The 17,240-nt window shown below is 64.8% G+C and carries 17 protein-coding genes, 1 tRNA gene and 1 pseudogene; 14 read left to right on the top strand and 5 right to left on the bottom strand.

Annotated features, from left to right (window positions below):
* Positions 1 to 144, bottom strand: a pseudogene (locus KZZ07_RS27545) (IS110 family transposase); the annotation flags it as partial.
* A 545-nt stretch (positions 145 to 689) separates the two neighbouring features.
* Positions 690 to 766: transfer RNA gene (locus KZZ07_RS00005), tRNA-Arg, on the bottom strand.
* Between the two features lie 195 nt (positions 767 to 961).
* On the opposite strand from KZZ07_RS00005, the gene KZZ07_RS00010 reads away from it, so the two are divergent.
* Positions 962 to 3,403 carry a calcium-binding protein gene (locus tag KZZ07_RS00010; RefSeq protein ID WP_305067266.1) on the top strand — a complete coding sequence of 814 codons (2,442 nt, stop codon included), beginning with the start codon at positions 962 to 964 and terminating at the stop codon, positions 3,401 to 3,403.
* A 218-nt stretch (positions 3,404 to 3,621) separates the two neighbouring features.
* Positions 3,622 to 3,870 carry a hypothetical protein gene (locus tag KZZ07_RS00015; protein ID WP_219509665.1) on the top strand — a complete coding sequence of 83 codons (249 nt, stop codon included), beginning with the start codon at positions 3,622 to 3,624 and terminating at the stop codon, positions 3,868 to 3,870.
* 12 nt (positions 3,871 to 3,882) lie between these two features.
* Here KZZ07_RS00015 and KZZ07_RS00020 read toward each other — a convergent pair whose 3' ends face one another.
* Genes KZZ07_RS00020 through KZZ07_RS00030 form a run of 3 tightly spaced genes read right to left on the bottom strand, consistent with a single transcriptional unit; the run spans position 3,883 to position 7,429 of the window.
* Positions 3,883 to 5,265: a sensor histidine kinase gene (locus tag KZZ07_RS00020; RefSeq protein WP_219509666.1), complete on the bottom strand. Its 1,383-nt coding sequence runs from the start codon at positions 5,263 to 5,265 to the stop codon at positions 3,883 to 3,885.
* A gap of 12 nt (positions 5,266 to 5,277) precedes the next feature.
* Positions 5,278 to 6,696 (bottom strand): dihydrolipoyl dehydrogenase family protein, encoded by a 1,419-nt coding sequence (locus KZZ07_RS00025; RefSeq protein ID WP_219509667.1) that lies wholly within the window; start codon positions 6,694 to 6,696, stop codon positions 5,278 to 5,280.
* A 1-nt stretch (position 6,697) separates the two neighbouring features.
* Positions 6,698 to 7,429, bottom strand: a complete 732-nt coding sequence (locus tag KZZ07_RS00030; RefSeq protein WP_219509668.1) for a TVP38/TMEM64 family protein — start codon at positions 7,427 to 7,429, stop codon at positions 6,698 to 6,700.
* Between the two features lie 380 nt (positions 7,430 to 7,809).
* Here KZZ07_RS00030 and rpmH point away from each other — a divergent pair, with 380 nt between their 5' ends.
* The 12 genes from rpmH (at position 7,810) to KZZ07_RS00090 (ending at position 17,184) form a co-directional block, all read left to right on the top strand.
* Positions 7,810 to 7,944, top strand: a complete 135-nt coding sequence (rpmH, locus tag KZZ07_RS00035; RefSeq protein WP_012177012.1) for a 50S ribosomal protein L34 — start codon at positions 7,810 to 7,812, stop codon at positions 7,942 to 7,944.
* 29 nt (positions 7,945 to 7,973) lie between these two features.
* Complete coding sequence (rnpA, locus tag KZZ07_RS00040; protein WP_219509669.1) at positions 7,974 to 8,369, top strand: ribonuclease P protein component; 396 nt, start codon at positions 7,974 to 7,976, stop codon at positions 8,367 to 8,369.
* Complete coding sequence (gene yidD / locus KZZ07_RS00045) at positions 8,366 to 8,587, top strand: membrane protein insertion efficiency factor YidD (protein ID WP_219509670.1); 222 nt, start codon at positions 8,366 to 8,368, stop codon at positions 8,585 to 8,587. Before rnpA ends, yidD begins: the two co-directional genes overlap by 4 nt.
* A 347-nt stretch (positions 8,588 to 8,934) precedes the next feature.
* Complete coding sequence (locus KZZ07_RS00050) at positions 8,935 to 9,189, top strand: hypothetical protein (RefSeq protein WP_219509671.1); 255 nt, start codon at positions 8,935 to 8,937, stop codon at positions 9,187 to 9,189.
* 38 nt (positions 9,190 to 9,227) lie between these two features.
* On the top strand, positions 9,228 to 10,091 hold the full coding sequence (ttcA, locus tag KZZ07_RS00055) for a tRNA 2-thiocytidine(32) synthetase TtcA (RefSeq protein WP_219509673.1): 864 nt from the start codon (positions 9,228 to 9,230) through the stop codon (positions 10,089 to 10,091).
* Between the two features lie 56 nt (positions 10,092 to 10,147).
* Positions 10,148 to 11,692: a putative bifunctional diguanylate cyclase/phosphodiesterase gene (locus tag KZZ07_RS00060; protein ID WP_370631041.1), complete on the top strand. Its 1,545-nt coding sequence runs from the start codon at positions 10,148 to 10,150 to the stop codon at positions 11,690 to 11,692.
* A gap of 152 nt (positions 11,693 to 11,844) precedes the next feature.
* Positions 11,845 to 13,677 carry a membrane protein insertase YidC gene (yidC, locus tag KZZ07_RS00065; protein ID WP_219509674.1) on the top strand — a complete coding sequence of 611 codons (1,833 nt, stop codon included), beginning with the start codon at positions 11,845 to 11,847 and terminating at the stop codon, positions 13,675 to 13,677.
* Entirely contained in the window at positions 13,674 to 14,417 is a 744-nt protein-coding gene (locus KZZ07_RS00070) for an MOSC domain-containing protein (protein ID WP_219509675.1), read from the top strand. Before yidC ends, KZZ07_RS00070 begins: the two co-directional genes overlap by 4 nt.
* Positions 14,417 to 15,070 (top strand): ribosome biogenesis GTP-binding protein YihA/YsxC, encoded by a 654-nt coding sequence (yihA, locus tag KZZ07_RS00075; RefSeq protein ID WP_219509679.1) that lies wholly within the window; start codon positions 14,417 to 14,419, stop codon positions 15,068 to 15,070. The genes KZZ07_RS00070 and yihA overlap by 1 nt, the downstream gene beginning before the upstream one ends.
* A gap of 73 nt (positions 15,071 to 15,143) precedes the next feature.
* On the top strand, positions 15,144 to 16,031 hold the full coding sequence (argB, locus tag KZZ07_RS00080) for an acetylglutamate kinase (protein WP_219509690.1): 888 nt from the start codon (positions 15,144 to 15,146) through the stop codon (positions 16,029 to 16,031).
* The gene (locus KZZ07_RS00085) at positions 16,028 to 16,699 is read left to right on the top strand and encodes a ferredoxin (RefSeq protein WP_219509692.1); all 672 of its coding nucleotides are present in this window, start codon (positions 16,028 to 16,030) and stop codon (positions 16,697 to 16,699) included. The genes argB and KZZ07_RS00085 overlap by 4 nt, the downstream gene beginning before the upstream one ends.
* The gene (locus KZZ07_RS00090; RefSeq protein ID WP_219509694.1) at positions 16,696 to 17,184 is read left to right on the top strand and encodes a SixA phosphatase family protein; all 489 of its coding nucleotides are present in this window, start codon (positions 16,696 to 16,698) and stop codon (positions 17,182 to 17,184) included. Before KZZ07_RS00085 ends, KZZ07_RS00090 begins: the two co-directional genes overlap by 4 nt.
* Positions 17,185 to 17,240 lie beyond the last annotated feature (56 nt).

Consider the following 17,240-nt stretch of genomic DNA (forward strand, 5'->3'; position numbering starts at 1 on the left):
CGTGCAAGGTGGCAGCGTCTCAAAGAATGCGAGCATCTTTGCGCGTTTGATGGCCTTATTGAAGATCACGCGGCCGTTCTCCGAAATGCCGTGCACCTGAAAAACGTCCTTGGCCAGATCGAGGCCGACTGTCTTTACTGTCATTGGGTGGCTCCTTTCCTTGCAGTCGTTGACAACTGCACTTTGGCACATTCGATGCCGGTGGAGCAGGAGCCACCCACCTCATCCGCTCTGGGCCGGTCGTGACTGGCATATGGGATCATACCTCCACATCCGGACGCGCTGTCGGTAGATCAAGACTTAGCCTGAGTCTTTCGAAGGTGTCCTCCCAAAGGCGTATCCCATGGCCCCGGCGATCAAGGGCGCAGCTTCTCCGGTTAACGCCCCGTTGAGCGCCAAGATTCCGACGACAGGCAATGCAATTGCGAGAAAGGTGTACTGCGGGGCTGCATACGACTGTCGAAGTGCAGGGCGAATCTGGCCGCAATTTATGCGCCGATCTCGCGCAGCTGCCTCAGTAGGTGTGAGAAAGCGGCTCCCGAGCTTGATCCGCGGCCTTTGCGGGCTCTACGTCCGGCAGGGAGAATGTCGCACCGCGTCGGTTCCAAGCGCAAATACGATGATGGATGTTTTGGCGGGTATGATCGCCATTACGCCACTTTCCCCAATGTTATCAGGGGGGGGGGAAGTGGCGGACCGAGGAGGATTCGAACCCCCGACCCCTTGATTCGTAGTCAAGTACTCTATCCAGCTGAGCTATCGGTCCGTGAGGGCTGCATTTACCTGCCACTTCCGGGCTTTGCAAGAGGCAATCCAAGGTTTTTCATCACTCAGCGCCCGGCCCGAAATCCCTGCGCGCAGATTGGCACAGATCAATGTCCGCGTCGCGATGCAGTGTATCGCATTCAACCTGCGCGATATAAACTGCCCTGGCGGATTTGGAATTCAAAGGAGCACTGTTATGGGACTGTTCACAGGCGGAACCGGCGACGACATCCTTGACGGAACCGCGCTGGCCGACACGATCTTCGGCCTGGAAGGCGATGATACGCTGCGCGGCCTGGGCGGCAATGACCGGCTTGAAGGCAATGCCGGCAATGACGTGCTCGACGGGGGCGACGGCGAAGACACCCTGTATGGCGGTATCGGGAATGACACTTTCATCGCCAGCCTGGGCGCGGACTCCATCGACGGGACAACGGGGGACAACCATGCCGATTACTCGGCGACGGCCGGCGATGTCTGGCTGACCCTCTACTGGCCATACAACCCCGCCGATCTGCCGCATGGCGACCCGCTGGTGGACGGCGACACCCTGCGAGCCATCTCCTCCGTCGAACTCGGCACAGGCGATGACACGGTGAAAGGCACTGATGGCGCAAACACCATCGATGGCGGCGCGGGCAACGACTCCCTCTTGGGCCGCGGCGGAAATGACCTGCTGATCGGCAATGACGGCGACGACTTTCTGGATGGTCGCGCCGGGTCGGATACGCTGATCGGCGGCGCGGGCAACGATACGCTTGATGGCAGCAACGTGTTCTTCGGGAACGACTTTCTTGACGGCGGCCCGGGCAACGACAGCCTCCATGGCGGCCTCGGTGACGACTCTCTGCTGGGCGGCGAAGGCGACGATACGCTCTTTGGCGGCGTGGGGAATGACACGCTCGACGGCGGACCGGGAGCAGATCACCTGATTGGGAGCTTTTGGCGCGACACGCTTGACTATTCCGCTGCGCTTTCGGCTGTCACGGTACGCCTGTGGAACAACACGGTGTCTGGCGATCCGCTGACAACGGGTGATGTCATAGAGTCATTGGAATATGTCCTTGGCGGCGCGGGCGGCGACCTGCTGGAGGGCAACTACCTCGAAAACCGGCTGGAAGGGAACGCAGGAAATGACACCCTGCTCGGTTACGGCGGCCAAGACACGCTGCTCGGCGGCGACGGTGCCGACGTGCTGGACGGCGGCCTGTTGAACGATTCGCTGGATGGCGGCAACGGCCACGACAGCCTGATCGGCGCTTCGGGCAATGACGTCCTCTCTGGCGGGCCGGGGGATGACACCATCAACGCTGGCGCGGGTGACGATACGGTCACCGGCGGCCCCGGCGCCGATTCCCTGATGGGCACCGTTGGCGTCGACACGCTGAACTATTCCACCAGCCTGACAGGCGTCACCGTGAACCTCCATTTGGACACCGCCGCGGGCGGCGACGCGCAGGGCGACACCATCAGTTCCTTCGAGGCAATCATCGGCTCAGACACGGGGGACGATTCCCTGATCGGTTCGTCGACCGGAAACAGGATGTCGGGATTGGGGGGGAACGACACGCTCTCGGGTGGCTCCGGACTGGATGTCATCAACGGCGGCACCGGCAATGACCTCATTTTCGGCCATGCCTCTGCCGATGACATCTTCGGCTCGGACGACAATGACACGCTCTACGGCAACGACGGGAACGATACCCTGCAGGGCGGGCGGCAGGACGATCTGCTCTACGGTGGCGCGGGCGACGACATCCTGCGCGGCTCTCAGCAATGGGCGTTGCACATCGGGCAGGACACACTTTTTGGCAACGACGGCAATGACAGCCTCTACGGCATGTACGGAGACGACATTGTCGCGGGCCAGGACGGGCAGGACCTCGTTCAGGGGGATCAGGGCAACGACACGCTTTCCGGCGGCGCGGACAACGACACAATCCTCGGCGGGATCGGCGATGACGTTGTCTACGCCGGCCCCGGCAGCGACAGCCTCGATGGCGGCGACGGCACGGACACGCTCAGCTATGCGGCCTTCACGCTTGCAGTGACCGTGAACCTTGGCGCGCAGACGACGGGCGGGGCCGCCACGGGCGACAGCATCGCCGGGTTCGAGGTGCTGATCGGCGGCAGCGCCGGTGACACGCTGACGGGCACATCAGGCGAAGAGACGCTTCGGGGTCTCGCCGGGAATGACCTTCTGTACGGGCTGGAGGGCAAGGACCTGTTGCAGGGCGGCGACGGACACGATCGCCTCTTTGGCGGGCTGGACAACGACAGGCTGACCGGACAGGCCGGAAACGACACGCTGATCGGCGGTGGCGGCAACGACCAGATCAGCGGCGGCACGGGCGCGGACGAGTTCCAGTTCACTGGCGGCTTTGAACAGGACGTTGTCTTTGACTTCACCCCCGGCGAGGATATCGCCCGCGTGCTCGGCACCGCCGCCGGGTTCAACGCCTTTTCCGACTTCGACGTGAACACTGACGGTGTGATCGACGCCGCCGACGCGGCGTTGACCGACAAGGTGGCCTTTGACGGCACCTCGCTGACGCTTGCCTTCGATGCCGCGGGAACACTTTCAATAATGTTCTATGAAACTGCGTCCCTGGCCGCCGCCGACCTGCTGTTTTCATGACCAAACGGGGTCCCGCCAGCCTGCCGCGCCAAAGAACGATGGATCCCAGGCCCGACCGGTCTGACCGAAGGCGACGATTCGATTGACAGCACCCCGGTGGCCGACACCATCGACGGGCTTGGAGGGGACGACACGATTACGGGATTTGCCGGGATGACAGCCTGATCGGCGGCACCGGGGCCGATACTTTCGTTTTCCAGGGCAATTTCGGCCAGGACGTGATCTATGATTTCGGCGTCGACGGCGCGGATGTGGCGCGGATCCTCGACACCGGGCCAGGTTACGACACGATTGCCGATTTCGACATGAACACGGACGGCGTGATCGACGCCGCCGACGCGACACCGACCGACGCGGCCGCCCTGGACGCAACCGGCCTCATCCTGCGGTTCGATGCTGCTGGGGCGCACACGGTCACGTTCCACGGCAGCTTCACACTGGACGCCGATACCCTGCTGTTCGTCTGAAACCGCGCGGCCTCAGCCGACGTCGCCCATCGGCAGGCGGATCTCGAAGCAGGTGCCGGTGTCATCGGTCCGGGCCAGCTTCAGGCTGCCCCCGTGTCCGCGTGCCAGTTCCGCCACGATGGCCAGCCCAAGGCCAGAGCCGCCCTTGCGCACGCCCCCCTGGAAAGGCTGGAACAGGTGGTCGCGCGCCTTTGGCGGCAGGCCCGGGCCGGTGTCGGTCACGGTGATGACCCAGTCCGTTTCTTCGATCCGGGCAGCGATGTTGATCTCTCCCGGCTGGGTCGTCGCCACGATGGCCTGTCGCGCGTTGCGGACCATGTTGGACAGGGCGCGGTAGATCTGTTCCGGATCGCCGCGCACCATCAATCCTGCCGGGATGTCCTCGCTCAGCGAAACATCCGCCTCGCCGATGGCCAGCCTTTCGGCCTCCAGCACCTCGTTGGTCAGTTCGGCGAGGTTGAAAAGCGTCATGACCGGCGCGGGTTCCTCGGCGCGGCCAAAGGCCAGCGTGCTTTCGCACAGCGAGACGGCCCGCGTGATCGAATTGACCAGCTTGGGCGCCATGCGTTGCACCACCGGGTCTTCGGACATCTCGATCCGGTCGGTAAAGAGCTGCGCCGAGGTCAGGATATTGCGCAGATCGTGGCTGACCCGCGCCACCGCCCCGCCCAGCTGCGCCAGCCGGTCCTTCTGGCGCAAGGCCTGCGTCAGCTGCGTCTGCAGGGATTGCAGCGATTCCTCGGCCTCGCGCAGTTCGCGCACGCTGGCTGACGGCTTGATGATCCGCCGCGCATCTTCGGGCGCCTGGGCATAGGTTTGGATATGGCCGACCACACCCTTGATCGGCTTGACCAGCAAGGACCGCACCGCCAGGAACAAAAGTCCCGCCGTGATGATCGAGATCGCCGCGGACAGCAGAAGAATGCGCAGACCATAGTCAATCATCGCCGCCCGCAGCGGCCCGCCGTCCATCGTGACTTCGATCAGCTCTCCGCCATCCCGGAAGGGATCGCCGATCACCCGGATCACCGTCCAGTCGCTGTCGACAAGGCAGAGGATCGCGTCCCTCATCAGCACCCAGGCCGTCGCATCACGCAGGTCGAAGGTCTGCGCCACCTCGCCCGGGATCGGCGAGGACAGCATCAGCTGCCGGATCTCGTCCCGCCGCAGCACCACGTTGAAGACGCCGGCGTTGTCCAGCAGCTCCTTCTCCAGCTCCGGCTCGATCATGTCGTCGGCCAGCAAGGCCAGCGAGGCGATCTGCGCCCGTTCAAGCCGGGCCAGCAGGTAGTCCTCGCGGAAGCGTGCCACCGAGGGAACAAAGATCAGCACCTCTGCCACCATCACGAAGATGATGGTCAGGATCAGGAAACGTCCGGAAAGCGAGTTGACCATGTCCTACCGTACTCAGGGCAGCCAGCGCTGGACCAGCCGCACCACCTTCTTGACCGTCTCGTTCTCGAACAGTCTGGGGGAGAAATAGGCCCCCGCGGCCCGTTTGTTAATCTCCCCGATGGTCGGATAGGGAGAAACCATGTTCGAAACCGCGCTCATCTTGAGCCGGTTGGCGATCACCAGAGACCAGAGGTTGATCAATTCGCCGGCCTGATGGCCCACGATCGACACGCCCACAGGCCGCCCTTTGACCACCATGACCTTGATGACACCGCGGGTCTTGCGTTCAGCGATGGCCCGGTCGTTGTGATGGTAGTCAAACCGCGCGACCTCCATCCGGTCGCCATGCGCCTTCCGCGCCGCGTCCTCTGTCAGGCCCACCTGCGCCAGTTCTGGCTGGGTGTAGGTGGCCCAGGGGATATGATCGGTCCTGGCTTTCGCGGGCAACCCCAGCACGGCAGAGCGGATGACGATCCCGGCATGATAGCCCGCCACATGCGTGAACTGCATCCCTCCGGCCACGTCGCCAATGGCGTAAACGCGGGAATTTGTGCTCTTCAGGCTGGCGTCCACCTTGATACCTGCCTTGGTGGTCTCGATCCCGGCGGCCTCAAGGTTCAGCCTGTCGATATTGGGTTTGCGCCCCACCGCCACCAGCAGGTGAGAACCGCGAAACACGCGCCCGTCCTTGACTTCCACCTCGATGGCGCCCGCCGTGCCCCGAACCTCTTGTGCAAGGGCCTCTTCGGCGATCTCGATACCCTCGCCCCGCAGGGACTCCAGCACGATACCGGCCAGTTCGGGGTCGTCCTTGCCCAACGCCCTGGCGCCCTCGATCACCGTCACGGAACTGCCCAGCCGACGGTGCGCCTGCGCCATTTCCATCCCGATGGGACCGCCGCCGATGATCAGCAGATGCTCGGGGCGCTCACGCAGCTCCCACAGCGTTTCATTGGTCAGGTAGGGCACACCATCCAATCCCGGGATCGGCGGAACAAGCGGCGAAGACCCCGTGGCGACCACGATTCGCCGCGCCGTGATCCGATAGCCCCCCGCCTCCACCTCACGGTCGGACAGGAAACGCCCGTATTCACGGATCACCCGCACGCCGAAACCCTCGAACCGTTCCTGGCTGTCCACCGGTTCGATCTGGGCAATCACCTCGGCGACGTGGTCCTTGGCGGCGGCATAATCGACCTGCGGCACGGCATCGGCCACCCCATAGGCGGCGGCATGCGCCATCCCCTGTGCGACCTTGGCACTGGCGATCAGCGCCTTGGAGGGTACGCAGCCGTAGTTCAGGCAGTCGCCGCCCATCTTGTGCCCTTCCAGCAGGATCACATCGGCGCCCATCTGGCTGGCCCCTGCGGCCACCGACAGACCGCCGGAACCGGCGCCGAGGATCAGCAGGTCACATGTCAGCTTTTCCATCTCAGATCCCCTTCCGGCCACGCAGGGCCTTGAGCACGATCGGCAGGGCCGACAGCGCCGCCAGGCCGAGGATCGGCAGGATGACATGCGGGGCAAAGATGATACCCAAGTCCGGCGTCTCGCCGCGCTCAAAGACCTCCCCCAGGCCCGCGCCGACAGAGGTATAGACCACCGCGCCCGGGATGATGCCCAGAAAGGTCGAGATGACATAGCGGTGCACCGGAACCTCGAGAAAGGCAGGCACGAGGTTCGCAATGAAGAAGGGCACCGCCGGGACCAGCCGGATCAGGAAAAGCATCGACCACTGGTTCTCGTCGATCCCGTCCTTGATCTTTTTCACCATGCCCTTCGACTGCTCCAGCTTGTCCCCCAGGCGCGCGCCCAGCCCCCAGCGGGCGGCCAGGAAGATCCCGGTGGCGCCCAGCGTGGCGGCGGTCACGTTGTAGAGCGCGCCAGGAAAGGTCGCGAAGAGAAACCCGCCGGTCAGCGTGGCAATGGTGGCCCCCGGCAGGGAAAACCCGACGATGGCCACATAGACCGCCATGAACACGCCCAGCGTCAGAACGTAATGCGCGTCGCGGAACGCCAACAGCGCTTCACGGTTGTCGGCCAGTGTCTGAAAGCTCAGCAGGTCGCCCAGCGTGAAAAACCCGATAACCGCCACCACGAGGATGGCCAGCAGGGGCAGGTGGCGTCTGAGGCCGGGTTGGGGCGTATCGGTCATGTCGCTCATCGTTCTGGGCCTTTGGGTTGCGTCAGGGGCACCGAATACATGCCCCCGCCGCCTCCGGGAAAACAGCCGTCTCACGCCCGCTTGATCCGGCTTGTACCCCAGCGTGAGAAATTCACGCCCGAAAGGCCAGAGTGAAACATTTCACCGGTCAGGCGGCATGCAAGTGTTGCAGCGGGAACAGGAAGGCCACAAAGATGCAGGGCGCGCGCCCTTGTGTCTTCGTGTCCCAGTGCGCGCCGCTGTCTTTTTGGCAGGTGCCCGCCTCGGAGGCAAAAAAACCATGACACCCATTTGACAGGGGACGCCCGCCCCCCTATAGGCAGGGCTTCGAATTTCCTGCGCCCGAGTCGACTCGGGAGCATTGAACCGGAGTAGCCGCGATGAAACGCACCTTCCAGCCGTCGAACCTCGTCCGCAAGCGTCGCCACGGGTTCCGCGCCCGCATGGCCACCAAGGCAGGTCGCAAGATCCTGAACGCGCGCCGCGCCCGCGGCCGCAAGAGCCTGAGCGCCTGATCCCCACGCCGCCCACAGCGGAGCGGGAGATGAACGCCGACGAAAAAGCCGCCGCGGATCGCTCCGAGGCGGCCTTTTTGCCGTTGTCGGTTCTGGCCAAGCGCGCCGATTTCCTGCGCGCCGCCCGTGCCCGCCGCGCCCCGACCGAAGGGTTCCTGCTGCAGGCCCGCCAGCGCCAGGACGGCGAGGCGGATGGTATCCGCGTCGGGTTCACCTGTTCCAAGAAGGTTGGCAATGCCGTGGCCCGCAACCGCGCCAAGCGCCGTCTGCGCGAGATCGCGCGCCTGATTCTGCCTCAGCAGGGCCGGGATGGCTGGGACTATGTCCTGATCGGCCGCGCGGAAAAGACCGCCTGGCGCGACTTTGCCGCCCTGCAGGCAGACCTGCGCCACGCCCTGCGCAAGGTACACGGGGGCGACAGATGAGCCCCCTCGCCCATATCGTCGCCCTGCCCGTGCGTGCCTATCGGCTGATCCTCAGCCCCTGGGTCGGGCATGGCTGCCGCTTTCACCCCACCTGTTCGGTCTACGCGCTTGAAGCGCTGGAAAAGCACGGCGCGCTCAAAGGCAGCTGGCTGGCCGCGCGGCGCATTGCCCGCTGTCATCCCTGGGGCGGGTCCGGCATCGACAACGTGCCCGATTGACCACAGCCCCGGGCGGCTTTCCTCCGGGCACCGGGATTTTCCAAGAAACACATTTCTTTTTCGACCGGGCTCGGCTAACGACCCCGCAGAGACCACGCACCAACCAGAGGAGGTCCGACATGAACGATCTGACTTTCTCGCGCTGCGCGACCTCGCTTGAAGCGACCTGGGGCAACGGCTTTCGCCGATCGGCCCAGGGCTAAAACCGCTTCACTTTCGGCCCCCGCCTGACGCGGGCCATTTTCCAACCAGCCATCGCTGACATCCACGCCCGGAATCCCCCGTGCGCTGTCGGTCCATTTCAAACCAGACCAGGAGTCCGGCCGTTTTCGTGCCGGGAATCACATATGATCAATCATCCAGTCGCTCCGCATCCGAGCACCGACATCACCTCCACCATCGCGCAACACGGCGCGCCCAGGGTGTTGGCCGCCGCGCTGGCCGCCCTGTTCCGGGCCCCGAGAATGCGGCCTCCGCCACCGCTTGCAGAGGATCTGACCAATCACCTCAGGCGGGACGTCGGCCTGCCGCCGAGGACCCAGGTGGACAGGCGCCTCGCGGTCCAGCCCTTCGTTCCGGGCACCGGCCTTGGCCCGCGATAAGGCTTGCCCAATTTGTGGCGGGGACGTATCCCCGCCACATGCTGGATCATGCCGACGACATTCACCCCCTGTTCCACGGGGCGCCCAAGACCACGGAGTTCAAGAAGCTCCGCAAGCGGATCGTGCAGAACGTGCGCGAGGCCGTAGAACAATACGGCATGGTCGAGGAAGGCGCGAAATGGCTTGTCTGCCTGTCCGGCGGCAAGGACAGTTACACGCTGCTTGCGGTCCTGCACGAGCTGAAGTGGCGCGGGTTGCTGCCGGTCGAAATACTGGCCTGCAACCTCGACCAGGGACAGCCCGGCTTTCCGGCGACGGTCCTTCCGGAATTCCTCGAGAAAATGCAGGTGCCCCACCGGATCGAATACCAGGACACCTATTCCATCGTGGTCGACAAGGTGCCCCAGGGCCGGACCTATTGCGCGCTCTGCTCGCGCCTGCGGCGGGGCAATCTCTACCGGATCGCGCGCGAAGAGGGCTGTTCGGCCGTGGTGCTGGGCCATCACCGGGATGACATCCTGGAAACCTTCTTCATGAACCTGTTCCACGGCGGGCGACTGGCGACCATGCCGCCGAAACTTGTCAACGAAGAGGGCGACCTGTTCGTTTACCGTCCGTTGGCACATGTGGCAGAGGCGGACTGCGACCGATTCGCGCGGGCGATGAATTACCCGATCATTCCCTGCGACCTGTGCGGCAGCCAGGACGGCCTGCAACGCCAGCAGGTCAAGCAAATCCTTGATGGATGGGAGAAAAACGCACCCGGGCGGCGTCAGGTCATGTTCCGGGCGCTGATGAACATCCGCCCGTCGCACATGCTGGATCCCGGGCTGTTCGACTTTGCCGGCCTCATGCGCGACATGGAATCGCCCAATTCCTTGAAAAACCCCGAGCCGCGTTAAGAACCGAGTTACCAGCGTCGCCTAGTCTCACCCTTATGAGGTACAAGGACACGGGCATGTTGGCGTCACTTCGCGCGCTTCCGACAACGTTGCGCACAGGAATGCGGCGGGGTCTGCAGGGACCACAGGCATTGGCATTCCTGCCCGCGGCGGCGCTTGCCGCCTTCTGGCTGGGCGGTGAGGCGCTCTTGCTGGTGGTCGCCCTGGGCACGCCGGGGCTCTATTTGCTGGTCGGCGTCCCCGCAGACCGGGGCAATGGGCGGTCGGGAAGTGATCAGGCCGATATCGTCGACAGCATCGCGGCCACGCAGCTGGCGCAACAGGCGCTGGACACCGCGCGCGCGGCCAATCTGGCCACGGCCTGCCTGTTGATCGAGGTCGATGGCCTCACCGAGGTTGCCCAGCAGGCCGACGAGGCGACGGTCGACGCCCTGCGCGACCTGACCCTGGGCCGCCTGCGCAAGACCCTGCGCCGCGATGACGAGGCCCTGCGCCTGGGCGAAACCCGTTTCGTGATCTTCCTCGGCCCCTCGCTGCGGCTGGACCTGGAGGCGCTGTTGCAACTGGCTGGCCGCCTGCAGAACGCGGTCGAGGAACCGGCATCCGTTGGCGATGCCATGCGCTATCTCTCGGGCTGCATCGGATTCTGCGGCAGCCTGCGGCTGAGCAATGACGCCACCGGCAAGCAATTCATGGAAGCCGCGCAGGTCGCACTTGAAGAGGCCACGGCCAATGCCCCCTCGGCCATTCGCGCCTGGTCGGAAAACATGCGCCAGGCCCACATGGAGCAGCGCTCGCTGCGCAACGAGGTGGACCGTGCCCTGTCGAACGGCCAGATCCAGCCCTGGTTCCAACCCCAGATCTGCACTTCGACCGGGGCCATCAGCGGGGTCGAGGCGCTGGCCCGCTGGATCCACCCGGAACGCGGAATCGTCCCGCCCGCACAGTTCCTGCGCGTGCTGGAAGACGCCGGGCGCATGGAACAGCTGTCAGAGGTCATCCTGCAGCATTCGCTGACCGCCCTGCGCAGCTGGGACCAGGCCGGCCTCGACATTCCGCGTGTCAGCGTGAATTTCTCCGACCCCGAGCTGCGCGATCCCCGCCTTGTGGACCGCATCCAGTGGGAGCTGGACCGCTTCGGCCTGACGGCGGAACGGCTGGGGATCGAGGTGCTGGAAACCGTGATCGCAGGGGCGCCCGAAGGGATCGTGGCCCGCAACATCGTCGAGCTGGGCAAGATCGGCTGTCATATCGACCTAGACGATTTCGGCACGGGCCATGCTTCGATCACCTCGCTGCGCCGCTTCCGCGTGCACCGGCTCAAGATCGACCGCAGCTTTGTCACCCGCGTCGACCGGGACGAGGAACAGCACCGGATGCTGGCTGCCGTCCTGGGCCTGGCGGACCGGCTGGGCCTGGAAACCCTTGCCGAGGGTGTCGAAAGCGTGGGCGAACACGCGCTGCTGGCCCAGCTGGGCTGTGATCACGTCCAGGGCTTCGGCATCGCCCGCCCGATGCCCGTCGACAAGCTGATCGACTGGGCACATGAACACACCGCCCGGATCGCCGATGCCAGGAAACTGGGCGGCACCACCGGCTGACCGGGAAAGCCCTTTCCGAACATGCGCCACCCCCTTGCGGGGTGTCGGCACCCATGTGCCACACCGCCCCGTCCGGCTGGATTCCGCTTGACCTTTGCACTGCGGGACGTTTGAACCCAGCGATGACTTTCAACGGATAGGTGGCCGGCCTCATGGACGATCAGAACAAGAACCTGCTTCTCGCGACTGCGCTCAGCATGGTCGTGATCCTTGTATGGTTCCTGCTGTTTCCCCCTCCGGAGCCGACAGAGGATCCGAATGCGCCCGTGGCCACCGAAACCGACAGCCCGGCGCCCGACGGTGTTGCGACCGCGCCGCGTGCGGCAGACCCGCTTGGCGGCGGCACACCGGCAGAGGCCCCCGCGGCAAATGCCGACACGACAGAGGCCCCGCGCCTGCCGCTGGACAGCGCCCGGCTGGAAGGGTCGATCTCGCTCACCGGCGGTCGCATCGACGACCTGCGGCTCAAGGACTACCATGTTGAACTGTCCGACGAGTCGCCCATCGTCCAGATGCTGGACCCGGTCGGCAGCAGCAATCCCTATTACGCGCTTTACGGTTGGGCCCCGGGCAAGGGCCTGGCGCTGACGGATGTGCCGGGAGCCAATACCTCGTGGACGCTCGAAAGCGGCGAAACCCTGACCCCCGAAACCCCGGTAACGTTGCGCTGGGAAAGCCCGGCCGGGCTGATCTTTCGTCGGACGATCTCGGTCGACGAGGATTTCATGTTCTCCGTCACCCAGGCGGTCGAAAACACCGGCGACCAGGCGGTTTCACTTGCGCCCTACGGTGTGCTGGCGCGCCACGGCGAACCGGACGACCTGAAAAATTTCTTCGTGCTGTTCGAAGGCGCGCTGCAGATGTCCGACGGCATCCTGGAGCAGACCAAGTACAAGAACATGCCCGACCTCGACATGCTGCCCGCCGAGGGCACGCAGGCCACGGTCGAGCGCGTGCAGGAAACCGGCTGGGTTGGTTTTACCGATCACTACTGGATGGCGACGCTGATCCCGGACGCAGGCACGCCGTTCAAGTCGGTGGTAAAATACGATGCCCGCCGCGACATCTATCAGACAGAAGCGGTGCTGCCGACCATCGAACTGGCGCCCGGCACCAGCCAAGAGGTCAGCAGCAAGCTGTTCGCCGGCGCCAAGGAATGGGAAACCATCCGCGAATACCAGAAGGCCGGCATCGACCGTTTCCTCGACTCGATCGACTGGGGCTGGTTCTTCTTCCTGACCAAGCCGATCTTTGCCGTCCTGCACTGGCTGAACCTGCATATCGGCAACATGGGCTTGGCGATCATCGCGCTGACCGTGCTGCTCAAGGCCGTGCTCTTCCCGCTGGCGTACAAATCCTACGCCTCGATGGCCAAGATGAAGGAACTCCAGCCGGAGATGGAAAAGCTCAAGGAGCGCGCGGGCGACGACCGCGAGAAGCTCCAGAAGGAAATGATGGCGCTCTACAAGAAGGAAAAGGTCAACCCGGCCGCGGGCTGTCTCCCGATCCTTCTGCAGATCCCGATCTTCTTCTCGCTCTACAAGGTGATCTTCGTCACGCTGGAGCTGCGGCACGCCAATTTCTTTGGTCCCTTCAACGACCTCTCGGCACCTGACCCGACCTCGATCTACAACCTCTTCGGCCTGCTGCCCTGGGGCACGCCCGATCCGCAGTCGATCCTGGCACTGGTCTTCATCGGCATCCTGCCCCTGCTGCTGGGTATCTCGATGTGGTTGCAGCAAAAGCTGAACCCGGCGCCCGCCGATCCGACGCAGCAGATGATCTTTGCCTGGATGCCCTGGGTCTTCATGTTCATGCTGGGCGGTTTCGCCAGCGGCCTGGTGGTCTACTGGATCACCAACAACGTGATCACCTTCTGCCAACAGTACCTGATCATGCGCAGCCACGGGTACACGCCCGACATCCTGGGCAACATCAAGTCCAGCGTGAAAAAGAAGAAGGACAAGGAGCAGGACAGCAAATGACCCGTTCCCTGACCGCGATCTGGCGCTTTCCGATCAAGAGCCACGGCCGGGAAGAGCTGGACGCGGTCACGCTGAGCGCCGGTCAGACCCTGCCCTGGGACCGGCACTGGGCGGTCGCGCACGACCAGTCCAGCGCCGATGGATCGGAATGGGTGTCCTGCCGCAACTTCTCGATCGGCAGCAAGGCCCCCGCGCTTGGGGCGATCTCTGCCCGGCTGGACGAGGCGACGGCCACCGTCACCCTCTCGCACCCCGAGCGGGAAGACCTGACGCTGCGCCCCGACGAGGAAGGCGACACGCTGATCGACTGGGCGGGCGGCTTCATCCCGGAGACTCGGGCGCAATCCGTCCGGGTGGTGTGTGGGGCGAAGCGCGGCTTTACTGACAGCGATTTTCCCTCGGTCACACTGTGCAACTTGTCCTCGCACCGCGCCGTGGAACAACGGCTGGGCCATGCCCTGTCGATCCACCGATGGCGCGGCAACCTCTGGTTCGACGGCGGCGCCCCCTGGGAGGAATTCGACTGGATCGACCGAGAGGTGCAGATCGGCGAGGCGGTCCTGATCCCGCGGGAACGCACCGACCGCTGCCTTGCCACCCATAACAATCCCGACACCGGACGGCGTGATCATGACGTGCTAGGCACGCTGGATCACTGGGATCATCGCGATTTCTCGGTCCGGGCCGAGGTCGTGCGCAGCGGACGGATCGCGCTTGGCGATCGCGTGGAGGTTCTGTGATGCAACTTGCCTTTCCGATCGCGGAAGAACCCGATGACGCCGCCCGCGAGGCGGCCCGCAAGCTTTTCGTAGGCCACGAGGTGGATTTCCTGAAAGGCGTTGTTGGCATGGACGGGCTGCCACCCGATGACCGGGCAGAGGTCTGTTTTGCCGGACGGTCCAACGTCGGCAAATCCAGCCTGATCAACGCGCTGACCGGTCGCAAGGGGCTGGCGCGGGCGTCGAACACGCCCGGGCGCACGCAGGAAATCAACTATTTCACGCTGGGCGCCGATCACTACCTGGTCGACCTGCCCGGCTATGGTTTTGCCAATGCGCCGGTGGACGTGGTCGCGCGCTGGCAGGCCCTGCTGAAATCCTACCTTTCGGGCCGTGCCAGCCTGCGCCGCGCCTTCGTCCTGATCGACTTCCGCCACGGAATCAAAGCCGTGGATGACGAGATCATGACCCTGCTGGACCGCTCCGCCGTGACCTTTCAGGCGGTCCTGACCAAGGCCGACAAGGTCAAGGCCAAGGATCAGGAACAGATCCTTGCCCAGGTCCGCGAACGCCTGTCCAAGCATCCCGCCGCCTACCCCGAGATCGTGGTGACCAGCAGCGAAAAGGGCGATGGTATCGCCTCCCTGCGCGCCATCATCGCCGGCCTCGGCTGATCGCGGCGCCGGCACTGGAATTTCCGCCCCGCGCGGGGCATTCTGCGCCAAGCGCCCGCCTGGAAGACCCGAGATGAGACGACAGAACATGAACAGAGACTGGATCGCCACCGCCCGGACCCTTTCCGAGGCCCTGCCCTACATGCAGCGCTACACCGGCGCCATCGTCGTGGTGAAATTCGGCGGCAACGCGATGGGCGACGACGCGGAAATGGCCGCCTTCGCCCGCGACATCGTGCTGATGCGCCAGGTCGGCGTGAACCCTGTCGTGGTGCATGGCGGCGGCCCGATGATCAACGAAATGCTCAAGCGTCTGAACATCGAAAGCACCTTTGTCCGCGGCAAGCGCGTCACAGACCAGGCCACCGTCGAGGTGGTCGAGATGGTTCTGACCGGCCTCGTCAACAAGCGCATCGTGCAGGCCATCATGGACGAAGGCGGCCGCGCCGTCGGCCTGTCCGGCAAGGATGACGACCTGATGGTCTGCGAACCCGACGATCCGGAACTGGGATTCGTCGGTCGCCCGATCGAGATGAACGTGCAGGTCCTGCGCGATCTCTTTGCCGCCGGGATCATCCCCGTCGTGGCCCCGGTCGCCACCGGCACCCAGGCCACCGAAACCTACAACGTCAACGGCGACACCGCCGCCGGTGCCATCGCCGGCGCGCTCAAGGCCGACCGCCTGCTGCTGCTCACCGACGTGCAGGGCGTCAAGGGACCAGACGGCGAGGTGGTCACGGAACTGACGCCGGACGACGTCCGCAAGATGACCTCCGAGGGCGTGATCGCGGGCGGAATGATTCCCAAGACCGAAACCGCGCTCAAGGCCATCGAAGAGGGCGTGCGCGCGGTGGTCATCATCGACGGTCGGGTGTCCAATGCCTGCCTGTTGGAACTGTTCACCGAACATGGCTCCGGTTCGATGATCCGCTCGGATACCCGGCCGCCTCTGCCGAAATGATCCCCAAGGACCTGCAGGACGCCGACTTGGCCGCCGCCCGTGCCGGGCTTCGGCTGCGCGGCGCGCTGCACCCGGACAGGGACGACGGCGCGCCTGACGGCACTGGCACCCTGTTGCTGCTCGGCCCGGACGAGCCGCATTTCTGGCCGCTCTTCACCGCCTCCCCGGAATACCTCGACGGCGCACCCGACCCGCTCGACCGCTGGTCGAAACGCGTGCTGTCAGCCGTGGCCGAGGATTGGGGGGGAACGGCGATCTTTCCGTCGGACGGGCCACCCTACGCGCCGTTCCTGTCCTGGGCGCTGGGAACGGGCCGCGCGTGGTCCTCTCCGGTCGGGATGCTGGTGCATGATGCCGCCGGGCTTTTCATCAGCTACCGGGGCGCCGTGGCCCTGCCCGTGCGCCTGCCCCTGTCGCAGACCGGCACACAACCCTGCGGCACCTGTCCGCGCCCCTGCGAAACCGCCTGCCCCGTGGGGGCGCTTGGCCCCGGTCAAACCTATGACGTGGCCCGCTGCAAGGCCCATATGCTGACGCCCGAGGGCGCAACCTGCCGGACAGAGGGCTGCCTTGTCCGCCGCGCCTGCCCGGTATCGGAGGGGTTCTCGCGCCGCACGGCGCAATCCGCGTTTCACATGAGGGCCTTCCTGGGGTCGGAGGCGCCATGAAACAGCTCATCCTGGTGCGTCACGCAAAATCCGACTGGAATCAGGATTTGCCGGATCACCATCGGCCATTGAACCCGAGGGGCCGCGATGCCGCGCCTGCCATTGGCGCCTGGCTGCGCAAGAATGGATATCTTCCGGACGAGGTCCTCTGCTCGACCGCGGCCCGCACGCGCGAAACGCTGGAGCTGATCGACGTCACCGTGCCCACCCGGTTCGAGCGGGCTTTGTACCACGCCGCCCCCGAAACCATGCTGGAGATCCTGAAATCCGCGCAGGGCGACAGCGTGATGATGCTGGGGCACAATCCCGGCATCGCCGAATTTGCCGAGGAGATGCTGCAGGCACCGCCCGACCACCCGCGCTTTGCCGCCTACCCGACCTGCGCCACGCTTGTGGCCCGGTTCAGCATCGACGATTGGAGCAGGCTGCAGCCACACAGCGGCACCGCCCAGGCCTTTATCGTCCCGCGCGATCTGACCGGCTGACGCGGTTTCCAGGGCTTCTTTGGGCTGCAGGTATCTCCGGGGGAGACGACCGCAGG

Source organism: Mameliella sp. CS4 (genome assembly GCF_019392335.1).
Classification (GTDB): Bacteria; Pseudomonadota; Alphaproteobacteria; order Rhodobacterales; family Rhodobacteraceae; genus Antarctobacter.